The sequence below is a fragment of the Amycolatopsis sp. GA6-003 genome, from assembly GCF_046267895.1.
In the GTDB taxonomy this organism is placed as follows: domain Bacteria; phylum Actinomycetota; class Actinomycetes; order Mycobacteriales; family Pseudonocardiaceae; genus Amycolatopsis.
In genome coordinates this window covers 190,367-208,201 of sequence record NZ_CP176499.1, presented here as the reverse complement: position 1 = coordinate 208,201, position 17,835 = coordinate 190,367, and the positions used below count along the sequence as shown (strand labels likewise).

Annotated in this window: 20 protein-coding genes; 13 read left to right on the top strand and 7 right to left on the bottom strand. The window is 70.9% G+C overall.

Annotated elements, in window-relative coordinates; genetic code table 11:
* Positions 1 to 88: 88 nt before the first annotated feature.
* Together F9C12_RS00900 and F9C12_RS00895 are read right to left on the bottom strand one after the other, a co-directional pair.
* Positions 89 to 901: an oxidoreductase gene (locus tag F9C12_RS00900; protein WP_409464355.1), complete on the bottom strand. Its 813-nt coding sequence runs from the start codon at positions 899 to 901 to the stop codon at positions 89 to 91.
* Positions 902 to 904: 3 nt separating this feature from the next.
* On the bottom strand, positions 905 to 2,086 hold the full coding sequence (locus tag F9C12_RS00895) for a cytochrome P450 (RefSeq protein ID WP_409464354.1): 1,182 nt from the start codon (positions 2,084 to 2,086) through the stop codon (positions 905 to 907).
* A gap of 161 nt (positions 2,087 to 2,247) precedes the next feature.
* Here F9C12_RS00895 and F9C12_RS00890 point away from each other — a divergent pair, with 161 nt between their 5' ends.
* Positions 2,248 to 2,937: a helix-turn-helix domain-containing protein gene (locus F9C12_RS00890; protein ID WP_409464353.1), complete on the top strand. Its 690-nt coding sequence runs from the start codon at positions 2,248 to 2,250 to the stop codon at positions 2,935 to 2,937.
* A gap of 665 nt (positions 2,938 to 3,602) precedes the next feature.
* Here F9C12_RS00890 and F9C12_RS00885 read toward each other — a convergent pair.
* Positions 3,603 to 4,043 carry an Hsp20/alpha crystallin family protein gene (locus F9C12_RS00885; RefSeq protein ID WP_409180092.1) on the bottom strand — a complete coding sequence of 147 codons (441 nt, stop codon included), beginning with the start codon at positions 4,041 to 4,043 and terminating at the stop codon, positions 3,603 to 3,605.
* A 501-nt stretch (positions 4,044 to 4,544) separates the two neighbouring features.
* On the opposite strand from F9C12_RS00885, the gene F9C12_RS00880 reads away from it, so the two are divergent.
* The 3 genes from F9C12_RS00880 (at position 4,545) to F9C12_RS00870 (ending at position 8,193) form a co-directional block, all read left to right on the top strand.
* Complete coding sequence (locus F9C12_RS00880) at positions 4,545 to 4,766, top strand: hypothetical protein (protein WP_409464352.1); 222 nt, start codon at positions 4,545 to 4,547, stop codon at positions 4,764 to 4,766.
* A gap of 233 nt (positions 4,767 to 4,999) precedes the next feature.
* On the top strand, positions 5,000 to 5,395 hold the full coding sequence (locus F9C12_RS00875; protein ID WP_409464351.1) for a hypothetical protein: 396 nt from the start codon (positions 5,000 to 5,002) through the stop codon (positions 5,393 to 5,395).
* A gap of 620 nt (positions 5,396 to 6,015) precedes the next feature.
* Complete coding sequence (locus F9C12_RS00870) at positions 6,016 to 8,193, top strand: MGH1-like glycoside hydrolase domain-containing protein (RefSeq protein WP_409464350.1); 2,178 nt, start codon at positions 6,016 to 6,018, stop codon at positions 8,191 to 8,193.
* Positions 8,194 to 8,256: 63 nt separating this feature from the next.
* Here the strand turns inward: F9C12_RS00870 and F9C12_RS00865 are convergent, their stop codons facing one another.
* The 3 genes from F9C12_RS00865 to F9C12_RS00855 all read right to left on the bottom strand — a co-directional run bounded on the left by F9C12_RS00865 (position 8,257) and on the right by F9C12_RS00855 (position 10,286).
* Positions 8,257 to 8,679, bottom strand: a complete 423-nt coding sequence (locus F9C12_RS00865; RefSeq protein ID WP_409464349.1) for a hypothetical protein — start codon at positions 8,677 to 8,679, stop codon at positions 8,257 to 8,259.
* A gap of 462 nt (positions 8,680 to 9,141) precedes the next feature.
* Entirely contained in the window at positions 9,142 to 9,900 is a 759-nt protein-coding gene (locus tag F9C12_RS00860) for an SGNH/GDSL hydrolase family protein (protein WP_409180086.1), read from the bottom strand.
* Positions 9,897 to 10,286, bottom strand: coding sequence for a nuclear transport factor 2 family protein (locus F9C12_RS00855; protein ID WP_409180085.1), 390 nt, complete (start codon positions 10,284 to 10,286; stop codon positions 9,897 to 9,899). Before F9C12_RS00855 ends, F9C12_RS00860 begins: the two co-directional genes overlap by 4 nt.
* 69 nt (positions 10,287 to 10,355) lie before the next feature.
* Between F9C12_RS00855 and F9C12_RS00850 the strand changes: the two genes are divergently transcribed.
* The 7 genes from F9C12_RS00850 (at position 10,356) to F9C12_RS00820 (ending at position 13,854) form a co-directional block, all read left to right on the top strand.
* The gene (locus tag F9C12_RS00850) at positions 10,356 to 10,931 is read left to right on the top strand and encodes a PadR family transcriptional regulator (protein WP_409464348.1); all 576 of its coding nucleotides are present in this window, start codon (positions 10,356 to 10,358) and stop codon (positions 10,929 to 10,931) included.
* 47 nt (positions 10,932 to 10,978) lie between these two features.
* A complete protein-coding gene (locus tag F9C12_RS00845; protein WP_409464347.1) occupies positions 10,979 to 11,839 on the top strand; it encodes a DUF1932 domain-containing protein in 861 nt (286 codons plus the stop codon).
* Between the two features lie 167 nt (positions 11,840 to 12,006).
* On the top strand, positions 12,007 to 12,195 hold the full coding sequence (locus F9C12_RS00840) for a bacterioferritin-associated ferredoxin (protein WP_409180082.1): 189 nt from the start codon (positions 12,007 to 12,009) through the stop codon (positions 12,193 to 12,195).
* Positions 12,196 to 12,273: 78 nt separating this feature from the next.
* The gene (gene bfr, locus F9C12_RS00835) at positions 12,274 to 12,759 is read left to right on the top strand and encodes a bacterioferritin (protein WP_409180081.1); all 486 of its coding nucleotides are present in this window, start codon (positions 12,274 to 12,276) and stop codon (positions 12,757 to 12,759) included.
* A gap of 79 nt (positions 12,760 to 12,838) precedes the next feature.
* Positions 12,839 to 12,988 carry a hypothetical protein gene (locus tag F9C12_RS00830; RefSeq protein WP_409464346.1) on the top strand — a complete coding sequence of 50 codons (150 nt, stop codon included), beginning with the start codon at positions 12,839 to 12,841 and terminating at the stop codon, positions 12,986 to 12,988.
* Complete coding sequence (locus tag F9C12_RS00825; RefSeq protein WP_409464345.1) at positions 12,985 to 13,512, top strand: hypothetical protein; 528 nt, start codon at positions 12,985 to 12,987, stop codon at positions 13,510 to 13,512. The genes F9C12_RS00830 and F9C12_RS00825 overlap by 4 nt, the downstream gene beginning before the upstream one ends.
* Before the next feature lie 45 nt (positions 13,513 to 13,557).
* On the top strand, positions 13,558 to 13,854 hold the full coding sequence (locus tag F9C12_RS00820) for a DUF1905 domain-containing protein (protein WP_409180078.1): 297 nt from the start codon (positions 13,558 to 13,560) through the stop codon (positions 13,852 to 13,854).
* 152 nt (positions 13,855 to 14,006) lie between these two features.
* Here F9C12_RS00820 and F9C12_RS00815 read toward each other — a convergent pair whose 3' ends face one another.
* Positions 14,007 to 15,002 carry a PQQ-binding-like beta-propeller repeat protein gene (locus F9C12_RS00815; protein WP_409464344.1) on the bottom strand — a complete coding sequence of 332 codons (996 nt, stop codon included), beginning with the start codon at positions 15,000 to 15,002 and terminating at the stop codon, positions 14,007 to 14,009.
* A gap of 124 nt (positions 15,003 to 15,126) precedes the next feature.
* Between F9C12_RS00815 and F9C12_RS00810 the strand changes: the two genes are divergently transcribed.
* Both F9C12_RS00810 and F9C12_RS00805 read left to right on the top strand, forming a co-directional pair.
* Positions 15,127 to 15,807 (top strand): ATP-binding cassette domain-containing protein, encoded by a 681-nt coding sequence (locus tag F9C12_RS00810; RefSeq protein WP_409464343.1) that lies wholly within the window; start codon positions 15,127 to 15,129, stop codon positions 15,805 to 15,807.
* A complete protein-coding gene (locus tag F9C12_RS00805) occupies positions 15,804 to 17,750 on the top strand; it encodes a YhgE/Pip family protein (protein ID WP_409464342.1) in 1,947 nt (648 codons plus the stop codon). Before F9C12_RS00810 ends, F9C12_RS00805 begins: the two co-directional genes overlap by 4 nt.
* Positions 17,751 to 17,835: the final 85 nt, after the last annotated feature.

Below are 17,835 nucleotides of genomic sequence, written 5' to 3'. Positions count from 1 at the left end.
TGCTCGGCTGGGTGGCGGACGCCGGATCGCAGCCGCATTTCACGTCCGTCGTCGGCACGACCGCCGCGCGGCTCGCGGCGATTCCCCGCTACCGGATCGAACGGGTGACCAGTTCGTCGAAGTCGCGGTCCGGCAAGGTCCGGTTGAGCTCCAGCAGTTGCTCGGCGTGCAGGCCCACGGCGTAGCGGGTCCGCGGCGGATCGGCTTCCACCGCTTGCCGGACGGTCTGGGCGACGACCGCGGGATCGGTGCCGTCCGCGAGGCCGGTTTCGGACTGGCTCGCCATTTTCTCCGCCATTTCCCGGTAGGCGCCGCGGCCGGAGTACTCGCGCAACTGCGCGGCGGTCCGGTCTTCGAATTCGGTCTTGATGATGCCGGGCTGAACGATCACGACCTCGATGCCGAAGGGACGGACTTCCATGCGCAGAGTGTCGGAGTACGCCTCAAGCGCGTGCTTCGAGGCGTAGTACCAGGCGCCGAGCGGCAGGCTGATCACGCCGCCGATGGAGGAGACGTTGACGATGCGGCCCGACCTTTGCTCGCGCATGGCGGGCAGGACGAGCTGGACGAGCCTGGCCGGCGCGAACAGGTTGACCTGGAACTGGTCGCGGGCCGCGTCCAGCGGGACGTCTTCGGCGGCTCCGTGCAGCACTGTCCCGGCGTTGTTGACCAAGACGTCGATCCGTCCCTGTTCGTCCAGGACCGTGCGGACCACGCGGTCGAGGTCGGACTCGCTGCGGGCGTCCATCGCCAGCGCGTGCCCGCCCGCCGCGCGCAGTTCGTCCATTTTGGACACCCGGCGCGCGGCTCCGTAGACGAGGTGGCCCGCGCGCCGCAGCTCCAGGGCGGCGGCGAGGCCGATTCCGGCGGAGGCTCCGGTGATCAAGCAGACTTTCGGCACGGTTCAGTCCTCCCAGGCGACGGGCAGCCGGTGCACGCCGTAGATGAGCATGTCGGTGCGCGTCGCGATCTCCCCGGAGGGAGCGGCGAGGCGCAGTGACGGGAATCTGGTCAGCAGGGCAGGCAGGGCGACCCGCAGCTGGACGCGGGCGAGCTGCTGGCCGAGGCATTGGTGGATGCCGTGGCCGAAGGCGACGTGCCCGCCGGCCTTGCGGCGCAGGTCGAGTTTCTCCGGCGAGGGAAAGCGTGCGGGGTCGTGGTTGGCCGCAGGCACCGAGACGGTCACCGACTCGCCCGCGGTGATCTGCTCGCCGGCGAGTTCCAGGTCTTCCAGCGCGGTGCGCACAGTGAACGGGATGATGCTGAGGTAGCGCAGCAGTTCTTCGACCGCGTTGTCGACCAGCTGCGGGTCGCCGCGCAGGAGCGCGAGCTGATCGGGGTGTTCGAGCAGCGCGAAGACGCCCAGCGCGAGCATGTTGGTGGTGGTGTCCAGCCCGGCGCCGAGCAAGGTGAAGCCGATGTTGACCAGTTCGGGGTCGGTGAGATCGCTGCCGGTCAAGTCGCTGAGCAGATCGTCGGAAGGGGCTTTTCGCTTGGCAGCCACCAGCTCGCCGATGACGCCGTGCACCGCGGCGTAGGCCGCGCCGGTTTCTTCGGGAGTGTTGCCCAGCCGGAACAAGGCGAGCGCCTGCTGCTGGAACCGGACCCGTTCGGAGTAGGGCACCCCGAGCAGTTCGCAGATCGTCTGCGCAGGCAGCGGCTGCGCCAAGGCGGCGACCACGTCGGCCGGGCCGCCCCGGGCGGCCATGGCGTCCAGGCACTCGTCCGCCACGGCCTGGATCCGCTCGGTCAGCCGCCGCATCCTGCGCACGGTGAACTGGCCGGCGAGCAGCCTCCGGTACCGGGTGTGCTCGGGTGCGTCCATGCTGCCGAACATCCCCGGCGGCGCCGGCTGATCGCTGCCGGGAGCGCCGGGAACCGGCAGGTGCCGCAATTCGGCTCGCGCGCTGAACCGGTGGTCGGCCAGCACTTCGCGGGCGAGCGCGTGCCCGGTGACCAGCCAGCCGGCGTGTCCGTCCGGGTAGTCCAACCGGCTCAGCGGACTCTTTTCGCGCAGTTCCGCCAACCCTCGCGGCGGGTCGAACGGCAGGCCGGCCGGCCGCTCGGTCGGCAGTGTCCTGGTCATCGCCAGCTCCCTTCCGTGCACCTCTTGCGGGAAACGCTAGGGCGATGTTTTATGGATGGGCAAACGATGTATTCGCATATTCGCAGGTCAGTGCGGTATTATTGATGCACTGGCTTGCAGGTGAACGCATCGGTGCCGCAGACGAGTTCGGAGACGAGCAGATGCCATCCGGCAGGTTGACCTACCCGGAACGACAGCGCGTCGCGGCCGGGTTGGCGGAGGGACTGAGCTACGCCGAGATCGGCCGCCGGCTGGGCCGGTCGAAGTCGACGGTGGTCCGCGAGGTCGCCCGCAACGGCGGGGCGCACGACTACCGCGCCGATCGAGCCGAGCGAGCCGCCCGGCATCGCGCGCGCCGCCGGGCCCCCGTTGCGCCCGCTCCCCCGCCGCCCCGGGCAGCGGCCGACCCGCGGACCCGGAGCGACTTCGAGGAGCGGTTCGCCCAGATGGCCGCCCAGACCGGGATGCCGTCGATGATGGCGCGGGTCCTGATCTGCCTGTTCACCGCCGAGTCGGGCAGCCGCACCGCGACCGAACTCGCCGCCCGGCTGCGCGTCAGCCCCGCGTCGGTCTCCAAAGCGGTGGCCTGGCTGGAAGAACGGGGAATGCTGCGCCGCCGGCGGGACGGCCGCCGCGAGCGCTACCTGATCGACGACGACGTGTGGCAGCGGGCATGGCTGGCCAGCATGGAAGGCATGGCCCAGTGGGCCGGCTTCACCCGGCAAGGCGCCGCGCTGTTCGGCGGGGACACGCTGGTCGGAGCCAGGCTCCTCGCCACCAGCCGCTGGCTTCAGCACATCCGCCAGGACATGATCGAAGCCGCCGAGCATTGGCGGCGGGCCGCACGGTGAAGATCCCCTTGGCTTCGGGTCGAGCAGAGCGGCGAAGGGGATCCGCGTTCCTTCTTGCCTGAACGGGCCCGGCTCGCGCGGCCGGGGCTCGCCGCCGCGGGTCTGCCCGCGAGGACCGAACGGAACCAGGTCGCGACGGTTTCGGCGCGGGCAGGGCGTCGCCGTCCGGTTCAGGCAGGTCCTCGCCGCAGCCGGTTTCCGCCGCGGCCGCCCAGCCGCGTTCGGCCCGCTCCGGCGGAATCTCGTCGTTCCCTGGTCCGTCAGCGGGTTCGGCCGACGGCATCAAGACCGCGGCAGGTTCCCGGCTGGCCGGATCTTCCGCGCGTTCGGGCCAGCCGGGCGGGCAGCGCGGTTCGGATGTCCAGGAGCCAGAGTCGCGGTCGCTGGTGTTCTCCGGGCGGGGTTCCTCCGTGACGACAGGAAAAGTCGACCGCGCGGACCTCGCAGCGGTGGTGGAACTTCGGACTGGCGTTGGCCGGGGTGACGCACGGGCCGGAGTCCGCGGTGTCGCGTTCAGCGGACCGTGAGCGAGGCCGTCCGCCGAGCCTGGACGCGGCAGGCGGACCGGCCCGGCCCGCCTGCCCGAACTCGTTGCGGCACAGCGAAAGAACATCTCCGCGGCACTGACCGCGGAGCCGGCCTGGCCTGGCGAGCACGCCTTCGGATCAGGCGTCGATCTCCTTGCGGGAAGCCCGCTCGCCGCCGATCTCGATCTTGCGGGGCTTGGCCCGTTCGGCGACCGGGATCCGCAGCGTCAGCACGCCCGCGTCGTAGGCGGCGTTGATCTCGTTGGTGTCCAAGGAATCCCCGAGGAACAACTGCCGGGAGAACACGCCCAACGGCCGTTCGGACACCTGCATTTCCACCGCCTGGTCAGTCATGGCCGGCCGGCGCTCGGCCTTGACGGTCAGCACGTTGCGCTCGATGTTCACCTCGATCGCGTCCGGGTCGACGCCGGGCAGATCGAAGGCGATGACGAACTCGTCGCCGACGCGATAGGCGTCCAGCGGCATCGCCGCGGGCCGCGACCAGGTCCCCGCGACGGCGCCGAAGGCCTGCTGGGCCATCCGGTCGAACTCGCGGAACGGGTCAGTGCGCATCAACATGACGTTTCCTCCCTGGCATGTCAGCTCTGGTGTCGACGCACACCCCAGATTTATCATGTCATCGAAACGATGACAAGCATCGATGTCACTGAAAGGACGACATGCTGGGCGACGCCGCGGGCGGGCTCCCCGCCGCCGAGGCATTCGGCCTGGTCCGCCGCGTGCTGGACCGGACCCGCGCGGGCACGGGAAGCCCCGGCGACCTCGTCGCGGCACTCGCCGCGCTGCGCCAGCTGCGGGAGGAACTGGCCGGCTGGGAACCCGAACTGATCGCCGCGGCCCGCGAGCAGCAGGTGAGCTGGGCGGCGCTCGCCCCGGCGCTCGGCGTCGCCAGCCGCCGAGCGCCGCCACCTGCGCCTGCGGCCCTCCGGCACCAGCGAACGGACCGGCGAGCAACGGGTCCGCGCTCAGCGCGACAAACGCGCCGGCGATCAGGCTGTCGCCGCTTGGGCTCGCGACAACGCCGCGATCCTGCGCCGGCTGGCCGGGCAGGTCAGCGCGGTGCGCGGCCTGTCCCGGCACCACGTCGACCAGGTCAGCCAGGCCCTCGCCGCCGACGATCCGGCCGTCCTGCTGCCCCCGCTGGCCGACCCGCACCCGCAGCCGGCGCACCTCCACGCCGGCCTGGCCGCCGAGGTCCAGTCGTGCACCGAGCAAGCAACACGGATCCGTCGCGCCAGCCACGCGACGCGGTCCGGCGCCACACCGGCAACGAAGCGATAGATCAGGTACCAGCCCCGCGGGACCGGTTGCGATCGCGAGGCGGGAGTGCTACATCAGAATTAGCACTCCAAGCAGTCGAGTGCTAACTCCGATCCAGCGCCCGCCGGAGGTCTGTGATGACCGCAGTAGTCCTGTTCGCCATGACCGTCCTCGGATGCGTGGTCGCGACCATGACCGCCGCGCGCCGCCACCACGTCTGAACCCGCCCGCCGCGAACGGAGGACCCGGAACCCATGGGGCTCGACAAAGTCTGGATACAGACGCTCAGCGACGGCCTCCTGCGCGCCGACCAGGTCGTCGGGCTGACGTCGCACGCCACGCCGTCCTTGCCGGGCAAAGCAGCGCGCTGGCTGCTGGACGCGACCGTCGCCGTCGCCGCCGGCAGCGGAGCCGCCGCGGGCGGCTGGGACGTCGGCATCCTGCACCGGACCCTCGCCCAGACCGCCGAAGAACCGACCGACGCGCCCGAAGCGCTCGCCCGCGTCCTCGCGCGGCTGGACCAGCCGGGCACCGCCGGGATCATCACCCCGTCGGCCACCCGGCACGGAGTCGAATTCTCCTTCTCGTCCTTCGCCGAGGCCCCTGCCGAACCCGGTTCCGCCGCCGAGGCGACCGAGCGAACCGGCTGAACCGCACGGCCGGGCAGGCACGGGAATCCGGCTCCGGCACCTGCATCGCTGCCGCAAGACAAAGAACCGCCACCCGCCACCCAGGGACCCGGTGCGACGAAACGGCCGCGAGTCTCGCGGCCAACCGCACCTCTCGCCGCCATGGTCTCGCGGTCCTTCCGTGGTGGCCGCCAGCGTCGGCACGTCCGGCGGCGCTGGTATTTCGTGCCCGGCTCCCGTGGAATCGTCGAGACGAGGCTGCCTGGCTTCGCCTGCCGAGGAATACGTCGAACCCGCAAGCTGATGCGGCGCGCGAACCGAGCCGGACGTGCGAGCGTCGCCGACGATCTCCGTCTCCGGATAGCGCACGAGCGTTTCTTCGAGCACCAGCCGGAATTCGAGCCCTCGGCGAGTCGCTGAGATTCGCCCGCGTCGGCGCAGGCGGCACTCCGCATCGGACGCGGACCCAGCCGTCCGCGAGGGTTCCAAGATCACCTCCGGTCCAGGCGCGGGCGGCCACGCGATATCGTGCCCCGTCGATGCCGAGAATCGACGCCCAGAACCGTTGCGGCTGCTGGCGAGCCTCGCTGCCGCCCGCGGCGCTTCCGACGGGTCGATTCCCTCGCTCAGGAAGGGTGGTCATGGTCCGTTCGCGCACAGCTCTCGCAGCGATCGCCGTCGGTGCGGCGCTCCTTCTCCCGCCGCCCGCGGTCGCGTCCGAGTCCTCCGGCGCAGAGCCAGCCTCGTTCTACGCGGACGTGCTCGATCTGCAAGGCGTACCCGCGTCGGCGCTGCCCGGCTCGGCCGGCGGGGACGTCAGCGACATCAACGTATTCGCCGACCGCGGCGCGTGGCACGCCTACGCGCTGCCCAAGGTCGGCGACACCAAGTCCTACGGCGCGTTCACCGGACCGCTGTACCTGGCGCAGGAATACCCGTGGTGGCTGAGCTCCGGGTTCAGCCGGCTCAGCCTGAGCGAAGCCGGGCGCCCGATCGACCTCGCCGACGCTCGCGACCCGGCCTTCAGCTCGCTGCCCGGCGCGCTGCGGCAGAGCTTCGAGGTCGACGGGCTGCGCGTCGTCATGGAACTGCGCTACGCCAGCAACCGCACCGCACTGGTCCAGGCCACCGTGGAGAACACCGGGCACCGGCGGCGGTCGGTCGACGCGGGCTGGAGCGGCACGCTGCTGCGGCCGGACACCGGACCCGAGCACGACGCGCCCCGGCTCTCCGCGACCGAGGACGGGGTCGCGGTCGGCTTCGCCAAAGTGCGCGAAAAGAACGACTACCTGACCGACGGCACCGAACGGTTCCAGGTCACGCACGCCGACCCGGTGACCACCACGGTCACCGGCGACACCTACACCACCACCCGCGACGCTCCCCTGCTGCTCGGCCCGCACGGCCGGCGAACGCTGACCTGGACCGAGTCCTACACGTTCACCCCCGCCGAGGCCGCCGCCGACGCACCGGCGGCGAGGCGCGCGCTGGCTCAGCCGTGGCGCACCGTCGCCGAGAACGACGCTCGCTGGCGCGGCTACGTCGCCGCGGCCACCCGCGGGGTGCCGCCGGACCGGCGGCGGCTCGCGGTGAAGGCGACCGAAACGCTGATCACCAACTGGCGCGGCCCGGCGGGCGCGTTGAAGCACGACGGCATCACCCCCGCGATCTCCAACAAGTGGTTCACCGGCCTGTGGGCGTGGGACACCTGGAAGCAGGCGGTCGGCACCGCCGTGTTCGACCCGGCGCTGGCGGAATCCCAGATCCGGTCCATGTTCGACTACCAGGTGACCGCGGCGTCGGCGACCCGGCCGCAGGACGCCGGGATGATCCCGGACGCCGTCTTCTACAACGACCCCGCCCGCGGCGGCGGCAACTGGAACGAACGCAATTCCAAGCCGCCGCTCGCCGCCTGGGCCGTCTGGTCGGTCTACCAGCGCAACGGCGACCTCGGGTTCCTGCGCGAGATGTACCCGAAACTGGCCGCCTACCACGCCTGGTGGTACCGGAACCGCGACCACGACCGCAACGGCCTCGCCGAATACGGCGCCACCGTCGATCCGGCCAACGCGACCGCCGAGGACAAACGCCTGGCGGCGGCGTGGGAAAGCGGCATGGACAACGCGCCGCGCTTCGACGCCAAGCTCGGCGCCACCGTCGTGGACAACGCCTCGCCGTCTGGACAGGTCGTCGGTTCGTCGCTCGCCCAGGAGTCGGTGGATCTCAACTCCTACCTGGTGCTGGACAAGAAAACCCTCGCCCTGATCGCCGACCGGCTCGGCGACCACCGGGCCGCCCATGCCTACCGCGCCTCGGCGGCCAGCGTCGCGGCCGCCGTCCAGCGCACCATGTTCGACCCGGCCACCGGCTGGTTCTACGACACGGAACTGGGCACCGGGCGACGGCTTACCGCACGCGGCAAGGGAATCGAAGGCGTCCTCCCCCTGTGGGCCGGCGTCGCGACCCCCGACCAGGCGGCAGCCGCGCGGAAGAACCTCCTGTCCCCCAGCGAATTCGACACCCGCCTGCCGTTCCCGACCACGGCGGCCAGTTCGCCGTACTACCAGCCGACCGGCTACTGGCGCGGCGCGGTCTGGCTGGACCACGCGTACTTCGCCTTGACGGGCCTGCAGCGCTACGGATACGGCCCCGACGCGGCAGCCCTCGCCGACCAGCTGCGCTCGAACGCGGCCGGCCTGCTGGGCAACGGACCGCTGATGGAAAACTACAACCCCGCCACCGGCGCGCCGATGAACTCACGCGGCTTCAGCTGGTCCGCGGCGATACTGCTGGCACTCGACCACCCGCAGCGAGGCTGACGCCCGGGGCGCTCCGTCGAACCAGGCGTCCAGCGGCCTCGCTGCGGGCCCGGCGCCGGACCGCTACTCACAGCGGAGCTCTCCCGCGAACTGCACGACGCCGACGCTGTGCTGAGCCAAGCCCTCGTCGCCAGGCGGGACCCGCAACCAGCCGCGGCTGCGAAACGTTCCGCTGCACCCCTCGAACCGACCTGTCGCCTCCACGACGGTGTACTCCACCTCCAGCGCCGACGCCCCACCCGGAGCACCCGCACTCAGGGCGGCTCGATCATGCGTGCGCAGCCTGGAACCGTCGCTGTCGAGGAACTGGTGAAACATGGTGTAGGCAATACGTCCGTCGCCGAGTTCCTCCACCTCGCTCGTCTGCTCGCCGTACGCGGCGCCGTTCACAGTGCCGGTCACGGCACCGATCCCGGTCGTCTTCGTCAGCGTGAAGAGCGTGGCCGAGCCCGTCATGCTCAGGCGGTCGCCGCCCTGATCGGTCATGGCTTTCCTTCCGTTGTGCCGAGTTTCCGGTCGGTTCAGGATCGGCCTGGCCCCCTGGATCGGGCGAAAAACTTTGCCGAAACCGCAAATCTCGTTCCCATGACGCTTCGCTGCTGCCGGGCAAGGCGGCCGGAGATCGCGCAGCGGCGCGACGGTTGGCACCGGCTCGGCATAACCGCGGGCGGGACCAGGCCGCGGAATGGCCGCCCAGGATCACCGCCGATCGAGCGGCCGTCGGCGTTGCCCTCGCCCAAAGGTTCGCAGGAGGGAAGCGTCGTGCTGTTCAGGGGAGGCTGGGCGGATTTCCTTTACTGGACGGCCCGGTCGGCAACGAGGCACCCGGGTGGCGCGATCCGCTCGACGGCGCGAAGTCCGCCCAGCTTCTGGGCCGGCTCACCCAGCTGTTCGCCTGACTGCCCGCCGACCCGGCTGAATGCTCTTCACCCGCCGGGAGGACCGCGCTCACACCGGAAGCAGCATCGGACGTTTCGCGGTGCGCCCGTCGCCGGAGGACCGGCCCAGCAGCCGTCGCATCAGCCAGGGGCCGAGGAATTCGGCGAGCCAGCGGAGTTCCGTGCTCGCTGTCCGCCAGGCCGGACGGCGGTCGGCGGGCGGCAGTGGGGCGCTCCAGCTGTCGTCGCTCCCGGGAAGGCCGAGGCTGTGCGCGACGGCGGCCGCGATCCGGGCGTGCCCGATCGGGTTGGCGTGCAAGCGATCCGCGCACCACAGCCGCGGGTCGCTGGCTACTTCGTGGCGGTCGCAGTCGACGACTGTCACCCCGTATCGGGTTGCCGCGGAACGAATTCGGCGGTTGAGGTCCGCGACTCGCGGACGCAACGGGGCCGCGATCGGGGCGATTCTCGCGATATCGGGGAAGGCGAGCGTGACCACGTCGGCACCGGCGGCGGTGAGCGCGGCGAACATGGCCGTCAAGTGCTCCTCCACCGCGTCGGCGGCGTAGCCGGGGCGGAGCAGGTCGTTCATTCCGGCGACGACGGTGGCCAGCGTCGGGCGCAAAGCCAGCGCCGGGGCGAGTTGTTCGGCACGCACTTGTCCCGCGAGGCGTCCGCGGACGGCGAGGTTGGCGTACTCCACCGGTTCGCCGGCGGCGGCGAGATGATCGGCGAACCGGTCCGCCCAGCCTCGGTAGCCAGTGGCCTCGTCGCCGTCGCCGATGCCCTCGGTCTGGCTGTCGCCCAAGGCCACGTAACGGATCGTCACGCACCGGCCTCCTGCTTGATCTGCTCGAACCGGGCGGCCATCGCTTCGCTCAGCGCGGTCGCCGCGGAGAGCGGGCGCACCATGACCACGAAGTCGTCGATCAGCCCGTTTTCGTTGGTGTGCAGGAAATCGCAGCCGTTGATCTCCTTGTCCCCGACCTTCGCGGTGAACACCAGGGCGTGGTCGCGGCCGTCCGCGCTGGAGATCTCCCGGACATAGCGGAAGTCTGCGAAGACTCCGCTTACGGCGCGCAGGATCGCCGAGGTGATCGGCTTGCCGGGGTACGGCCGGTACGCGACCGGGCTGGTGAACGTCACGTCGTCGGCGAGCAGGGCCTCGACAGCCGTGTGGTCGCCGCTTTCGACGGCCTTGCGGAACGGGTGCACGCTGCCTCCATAGTAACTTTTTTGATTAGGTGCGGAAGAGATTAATCACCCGGCTGCTACCGTGTCCAGGTGTCCTTGAAATTCGCGATCCTCGCGGCCCTGCTGGAGGGCGAGTTCTCCGGCTACGACCTGGCCAAGTCGTTCGACGCGTCGGTCGCCAACTTCTGGCAGACCACCCCGCAGCAGCTCTACCGCGAACTCGAACGGCTCTCGGCGGACGGCATGATCGCCGCGCGCGTCGTCGAGCAGGAACGCCGGCCCACCAAGCGGATGTTCCGCCTCACTCCCGCCGGACGGCAGGCTCTGCGCGAGTTCACCGCGACGCCGGTCCAGCCCACCACGATCCGGGACGACCTCCTGGTAAAGGTGCAGGGAAGCGACGCGGGCGACGCCGAAGCGGTGATCGCCGCCGTCGAGGAACGCATGGAGTGGAGCCGGGCCAAGCTCGCCCGCTTCGAGCGGCTGCGCGAGCGCATGCTGGACGGCCGCTCGGAAAGCGACTATCTGCGCGAGAACGACCGCGTCGGGCCATATCTGACATTGCTGCGCGGCATCTCGTTCGAGCAGGAGAACGTGCGGTGGGGCGAGCAGACCGCGCGGATTCTCCGGCAGCGAGCCAAATCGGATGCTTCCCGGCCTGCCTAGGGCAGCGCTTCGCTCGTGGCCGCGCCATTGACGGCTAGACTCGCCCGATGGCTGCTTCGACGGTCGGTCTGTTGCACCCAGGCCGGATGGGCTCGGCTATCGCACGGCAGTTGCTCGCAGGCGGGCACCGGGTGTTGTGGTGCCCGGCCGGACGGTCGGCGGGAACAGCGCGACGAGCCGCGGAGACCGGGCTGACCGCCGCGGAGAGCCTTCCCCGCCTCCTCGAACAGAGCGCGGTCGTGTTCTCGATCTGCCCGCCCGCCGCGGCCGAGGAGGTCGCCGAGCATGTCGGGGACTACCGAGGGGTTTACGTCGAGGCGAACGCCATCAGTCCACATCGGACGGTCGCGATCGCCGAGCGGCTCCGCGCGACCGTGGTGGACGGATCGATCATCGGGCCTCCCCCGGACGAGCGTTCGCCCGCGCGCGTCTACCTGTCCGGCCCGGACGACGCCGTCGAACTGGTACGGGGATTGCTGGCAGGCAGCCGGGCTGAACCGGTGCCGCTGGGCGGACGGATCGGTGCGGCGAGCGCGGTGAAAATGGCCTACGGCTCGTTCCAGAAGGCCTCGCGCGCGCTGGCCGCGGTCAGCCATGCGATCGCCGACGACTACGGCGTCGGCGAGCACCTCCTCCGGGAAGCGAACGCCTTCGGCGGCAACGCATTGGCGGACACCGGCGGGCTGCCGTCCGCGGCCGCGCGCGCCTGGCGCTGGGCGCCGGAAATGCTGGAGGTCGCCGAAACCGCGCGGGCGCTCGGCCTGCCGGACGCCCTCGCCACCGGCGCGGCCGAGGTGATGTCCCGCTGGGCCGACGACAAGGACGACTTCGACCTCGACCTTCCGGCCACGCTGCGCCGCCTGCACCGCGAGCAGCGGGTCGTGCCGCGACCGTCCCCCCGCGACTGACCGGAACGACGCTGCCTCTCGGCGCACGTCGTCGCCGGACGGCCGTTCGGCGAGCGCGGCCTGTCCGAGTGACCGCAGCCACTCGGCGCGCTCCTTGCCAGACCCCAGTTGATCTGTTGTGCTTAGCCTAACCTAAGCACCGAACCGGCAAAGGGGTGTCCTCGGCGATGTACGCATGTGTCTGCGCGGCTGTGCCGACGCCGCAGGTCGAGGCCGCCGTGCTGGCCGGAGCCCGCAGCGTCGAGGAGATCGGCGAGCGCTGCGCCGCCGGGACCGGCTGCGGAACCTGTCACGAACGACTGAACCGGATCCTTCTCGAGCACGCCGAACCGCAGGACCTCGCGCACACCGCCTGAGCCGCGGGCCCCGCTCCGGTTGTGAGGCGGATCACCCGTGGGTAGCATCCGGTCCGGTCGAGGCCGGAGGTGCGGACCATGCAAGGCGACGACGAGGTTCTCGCACTGCTCAACGAGCAGCTGACCAGCGAGCTGACCGCGATCAACCAGTACTTCCTGCACGCGCGCATGCAGGCCGACTGGGGATTCACGAAACTCGCCGCGAAAACGCGCGCCGAGTCGATCGAGGAAATGCACCACGCCGAATGGCTGACCGACCGCATCCTCCTTCTCGGCGGCCTCCCGAACTACCAGCGGCTCCTGCCGATCAACGTCGGCCAGACGATCCCCGAGCAATTCTCCTCGGACCTCGCCATCGAAATCGACGTCCTCGACCGGCTCCGGCCCGGCATCCCGATGTGCCGCGCCCACGGCGACGCGGGCAGTGCGAATCTGCTCGAGAAAATCCTCCTCGACGAGGAACACCACGTCGATTACCTGGAAACGCAGCTGGAGCTGATCGACAAACTGGGCGAGCAGCTGTACCTGGCGCAACTCGTGGACCAGCCGCCCACCGCGGGCTGACCTCCGCCCCCAGTAACGAAACACCGCGGCACGGCGACTCATCACCATAATCCGGCACTGTCGAACCCCGGAGGACGCCGTGTCCGACGACGACCGCAAAGAGACCACGCCGCCGATCCCGGTCGTGCCGCCGTCCCCGTCGACGGAATTCGCGTACCCGACCATCGGGACCGAGAAAGTCCTCGACCGAGGCATCAACCCCGACCCCGCGGAAGACCGCGACGAATGACGACCGGGTCCGGACCGGTGGGCGGCGAGAAGAAATCCGGGCCCGTCATCGCGAGCCTGATCGACAAAGAGATCGACAACGCCCGCGCGAACGCGAGTTCTTTGCAAGTCCGGGGACTCGCGGTGATCAGCTCTTCCGGAACGCTGGTCACGCTGCTTTTCGGGCTCTCCGCGCTGTCGACGAAAGCGCAGAATTTCGTTCTCCCGGACGCGGTCAAGCTTCCGCTGTACCTGGCGGCCGCCTTCCTGGTGCTCGCCGCGGCGGCGGGGATCTTCACGAACGCTCCCCGGAGAAGCGACGCGATCGCGCTGAAAAACCTCACGCCGTTGATCGCCGAGGACGTCTACTGGAACGCGCCGTCGATCTACGCGGAACGGGAAGTGGCCAAAACCCGGCTCACCGTTCTGCAGAACTCGCGGGCGATCAACATCAGCACCGCGCGGACGTTGCTCGTCGCGATCCTTCTCGAGATCGCCGGCGTCGCGTGCGTCACCTGGGCCGTCACGAGCCTGGTCTCGGCCTGAGCCCCGCGGCCGGAAACTGTCGGCGCCGCGTGCGAAGCTGGCGGCGTGGAAGTGCATTTCGACGCCGAACTGTGGATCTGGGACGCCCGGCGAACCGACACCTGGACCTTCGTCAGCCTGCCCGGCGACGTCTCGGAAGAAATCCGCGAACTGGGCGGGCCGCGCCGCGCGTTCGGATCGCGGCGGGTGCAGGTCCGGGTCGGCGCCACCACCTGGCGGACGTCGATCTTCCCGGACAGCACGCGCGGCTACGTGCTGCCGGTCAAACGCGCGGTGCGCAACGCCGAGAACCTCGATCCCGGCGATGTCGCCCGGGTGACTGTCACGGTCCTCGACCTTTGACGTCGGCAAAGCCGGTCGCGCCGGAGCGGCGGGAGAGATCGGCCGGGCAAGGGTTTCGCGTGACCGGACCCGCGCACGCCACTTCCGTTCGGGCCGCGGCTCGACGCTGAAGCCGCACACGGTGTCAACGACAGCCCGTGCGTGAAGTGCGCCTACTCCAGACCCGCGCTGTTTCGGATCTTGATCGCGAGCAGGCTGCCCTTGGCGAGGGCGAACAGCTGGTCCGTCCCGGCTCTGCGCAGCCCCCAGATTCTCCGTGCCACGCTGGTGCGCTTGGCGATCCGCCCGTCGGAAGTCAGGTGAAACAGCGTCCCGGAAGCGCTGGCGACCAGGAAGCCGTTCGCTGTCGGGACGACCTCGCCGACCAGCCGCTCCCCGACGTCGACGCGCCACTTCAGGACTCCCCCGGCCGGGTCCACCACCGTGTATCCGCCACGGCGTTCGGCCAGCCACAGCGATCCTCCGGCAGGATCCGGCGCCGCGGCCGCGAGGTCGGTATCGGCGCGGAAGAACTCGCGGGCGGTGTCGGCTGACAGGTCGATTTCAGCCAGTGCGCGCGGCCCGCAGCGCAGCAGGGAACGGCCGGGGCCGACCGCCGAGATAACCGATCCGGCGTCGTTGTCCGCGAGCGGTTGCGGCAGCCGCCATGCGGACAGTTCCCGGCCCTCGTGCCGGTCGAGCAAGCGGACTCGGGTGTCCCCCGGTTCGCCGAGGAGGAAGCCCTCCCCGGCGGGCACCGGCAGCACCGTGTGGCTTTCGGCTTCCCAGCGGAGCTGTCCCGTCGCGAGATCGAACGCGCGCAGCGGCGTGTATCCGCGCCAGCCGCCGACCAGCACCACGTTCGCTGCAACAACCAGATGTCCGGGGACAGCGGGAACCTCCGCGGACCAGATCGGCTGCCCGGTCGCGAGGTCCAAACAGGACAGTCGAGGGCGGTCCTGCGGGAGCACCAGGCAGCGGTCACCGGCGACGACCACCGCGCGCGGCCACGTGCCGACCGGAACATCCCATCGCACCGAACCGTCCGCCGGGTCGAGGCTCACCAGCCTGGTGCCGCGCTCGTGAACGACGACATGATCGCGCGTCACCGCGAGGCCCGAGGCGACGCCGCGTTGGTGCAGCGGCCGCTCCCACCCGATGTCGATCACCGCGCCAGACCACCACGATCGTCTGGCCCCGGGCAACCGCATTCCTCGCACCGCGAGGCCGGTCACCGGACGAGCAGCGCGGCTCACCGTGCGCACACCGGGGTTGCGCGGTTACCGTCCGGTCATGCAGTCAGGTGTGCAAGTCACCGCCCGAGGGCTCGGCGTGCGCGGGCCCCAGGGACCGGTGTTCGAGAACGTCGATCTGGACGTGCCCGCGGGCGCGATCCTCGTCGTGCACGGCGCGGCCGGGACCGGGCGGACCTGCCTGCTGCTCGCCCTCGCGGGACGGATGCGGCTCAACTCGGGCGCGGTGCGCGTCGGGGCGCACCTGCTGCCCGACGACCACCGGGAAGTCCGCCGCACGGTGGCGGTGGCCTCGGCGGGGCCGGCGCTCGAGCTGGAGCCCAGGCTGCGCGTCGACGAGCTGATCGCCGAACGCACCTGGCTCGCGCCCGGCGTGACGACCGCCGCCGTGCGGGACGCGCTCGACGTCGTCGGGCTCGACGTTCCGGGGAAGGCGACGGCGGAGGAACTCGGCACGGCCAAGGCCGTCCGGCTGGCGCTGGCGCTGTCCCTCGCCGAACGGCCGGGCGCGATCGTGCTCGACGATCTCGACCGGGAGTGCACCCCGGACCAGCGGCGGGAGGTCTGGGCGGCGGCCGGGAGGGTCGCCGCGAGCGGCGTCACCCTGCTCGCCAGCTCCGTCGGTCCCGCGCCCGCGGACCTGGACACGTTCCCGCTCGCCCTGCCGGCGCTCAGCACCGACCGGCTGCCCGGCGACCCGGCACCGGAGGAAGCCCGATGAAGGCGGTACGGCTCGCGATCCTCGAACTCCGGCGGTTCCGGGGCAGCCCGCTGCGCCGCCTCGTCCCCGTGGTCCTGTGCCTGGTTCCGCTGCTCTACGGCGCGATGTACCTGTGGGCGAACTGGGACCCGTACGGCAAGCTGAACAGCATCCCGGTCGCCGTCGTCAACGAGGACCGTCCGGCGCAAGGGCCGCAGGGCGAGCCGATCGACGCCGGCGCCCAGCTCGTCCAGCAGCTCAAGGCCGCGGGCACCTTCGACTGGCATTTCGTCGACAGCGGCGAAGCGCGGGACGGGCTGACCGACGGCCGCTACTACTTCACGATCACCGTCCCGCCGGACTTCAGCGGCAAACTGGCCACGGCCGCGAACACCCGCCCCGAGCAGGCCGGGATCCGCATCGAGCTCAACGACGCCAACAACTACGTGGTCGGCATCATGACCGAGGTGGTGCAGCCGGAGCTGCAGGACCAGATCAACGCCGCCGCCCACGCGGCGTACGTCCGCAGCATCTACGGCGAGCTGTCCGACGTCCGGGACAAGCTCACCACCGCTTCCGACGGCGCGCACCGGCTGGTCGACGCCACCACGGTCGGGCAGCAGGCGGCCGACGCCCTCACCTCGGGCACCGGCACGCTGCGCCAGGGCACCGCGCAGATCTCCAGCGGCGCGGACCGCGTCTCCCAGGCCGTGCACACCCTCGGCGGCCAGGCCCGGAAGCTCGGCCAGGTCGTCTCCGACCAGCTGCCGGGCGCGGCGGCCACCCTGAGCGGGGTCACCGGCGTGACGGCGCGGGGCCTCGCCGCCGCGCACACCGGCACCGCGCAGATCAGCCAGTACACCCAACGCGGAACCGCGGACCTCACCCAGCTCGCCGACACCTTCCCGCAGCTGCGGGGCAATCCGGCGTACCAGCGCGCGCTCGCGGACGCCCACCAGCTCACCGACGCGGCCGCGCGAGTGGACGGGGACACCGCGGCGGCCGATCACACCGCACAACAAGCGTTCCAGCAGGCACAGGCCTTGCAGGCGAACGTCGGCGCCGCACAGCAGAACATCAACGCGGTCAGCGGGTCCACTGTGCTGCTCGACAACGGCGCGCAAGACATCAGCGCCGGCACGCGCACGCTCACCGCCGGGATGACCACGCTGAACAAGGGCGCGACCACCGCGCAGACCGCCGCCGACCAGGCGCACAGCGGCGCGGCCGACCTCTCCGGCGTCATCGACGACAGCCTCAAGCGCATCCCGCAGACCAACCCCGCCCAGATCGCCCACGCGGCCGAGGTGCTGGGCAACCCGGTGCACGTCGACCGGCAGAACCTCAACCCGGCCGGGGTGTACGGGCGTGGTTTCGCGCCGTTCTTCTTCGGGATCGCGCTGTGGGTGTTCGGCCTCTTCGCCTATCTGCTCCTGCGCCCGCTGAACAAACGCGCACTCGCCTCCCGGGTGTCCGCGGCCACCGTCGCCGTCGCCGGATGGCTCCCCGGGGCCATGCTCGGCTGCGCCGGGGCGCTGGTCCTGTACGCCGTCGTGGACTTCGGGCTGGGGCTCGATCCGCTCCACCCGGTGCTGACCGTGCTCCTGCTGCTCGTCGGCGCGGCCTCGTTCGTCGCGATCGACCACTTCCTGCGCACCGCGCTCGGCGCCCCCGGCGACGTGCTGTCGCTGGTCCTGCTCATCCTCCAGCTGACGTCGTCCGGCGGCCTGTACCCGATGCCGACGACCCCGGGGTTCTTCCAGTTCCTCAATCCCCTGCTGCCGATGACCTACCTCGTCGACGGCCTGCGCGTCACCGTCTCCGGCGGCCTGGGCACCCACCTCGTCCGGGACTTCGCGGTCCTGGCCGGCTTCGCGGTCGTGGCGCTCGTGGGCACCAGCCTCGCCGCGAACCGGCAGCGGAGATGGACTGTCGCCCGGCTGCATCCCGAAATCGAACTCTGAGCTTGGTGTTCAACCCGGTAGCGGCGTGCGGTGACCCCGGCAGTGCGGTGCGCCGACGGGCCCGTCGCCAGCCTGGCCGGGCTGT

Coding starts and splice junctions, on each gene's coding strand:
- F9C12_RS00825 (WP_409464345.1), top strand. CDS start 12,985: ATGACGACCGGGTCCGGACCGGTGGGCGGCGAGAAGAAATCCGGGCCC.
- F9C12_RS00870 (WP_409464350.1), top strand. CDS start 6,016: ATGGTCCGTTCGCGCACAGCTCTCGCAGCGATCGCCGTCGGTGCGGCG.
- F9C12_RS00890 (WP_409464353.1), top strand. CDS start 2,248: ATGCCATCCGGCAGGTTGACCTACCCGGAACGACAGCGCGTCGCGGCC.
- F9C12_RS00805 (WP_409464342.1), top strand. CDS start 15,804: ATGAAGGCGGTACGGCTCGCGATCCTCGAACTCCGGCGGTTCCGGGGC.
- F9C12_RS00810 (WP_409464343.1), top strand. CDS start 15,127: ATGCAGTCAGGTGTGCAAGTCACCGCCCGAGGGCTCGGCGTGCGCGGG.
- F9C12_RS00845 (WP_409464347.1), top strand. CDS start 10,979: ATGGCTGCTTCGACGGTCGGTCTGTTGCACCCAGGCCGGATGGGCTCG.
- F9C12_RS00875 (WP_409464351.1), top strand. CDS start 5,000: ATGGGGCTCGACAAAGTCTGGATACAGACGCTCAGCGACGGCCTCCTG.
- F9C12_RS00895 (WP_409464354.1), bottom strand. CDS start 2,086: ATGACCAGGACACTGCCGACCGAGCGGCCGGCCGGCCTGCCGTTCGAC.
- F9C12_RS00885 (WP_409180092.1), bottom strand. CDS start 4,043: ATGTTGATGCGCACTGACCCGTTCCGCGAGTTCGACCGGATGGCCCAG.
- F9C12_RS00865 (WP_409464349.1), bottom strand. CDS start 8,679: ATGACCGATCAGGGCGGCGACCGCCTGAGCATGACGGGCTCGGCCACG.
- bfr (WP_409180081.1), top strand. CDS start 12,274: ATGCAAGGCGACGACGAGGTTCTCGCACTGCTCAACGAGCAGCTGACC.
- F9C12_RS00840 (WP_409180082.1), top strand. CDS start 12,007: ATGTACGCATGTGTCTGCGCGGCTGTGCCGACGCCGCAGGTCGAGGCC.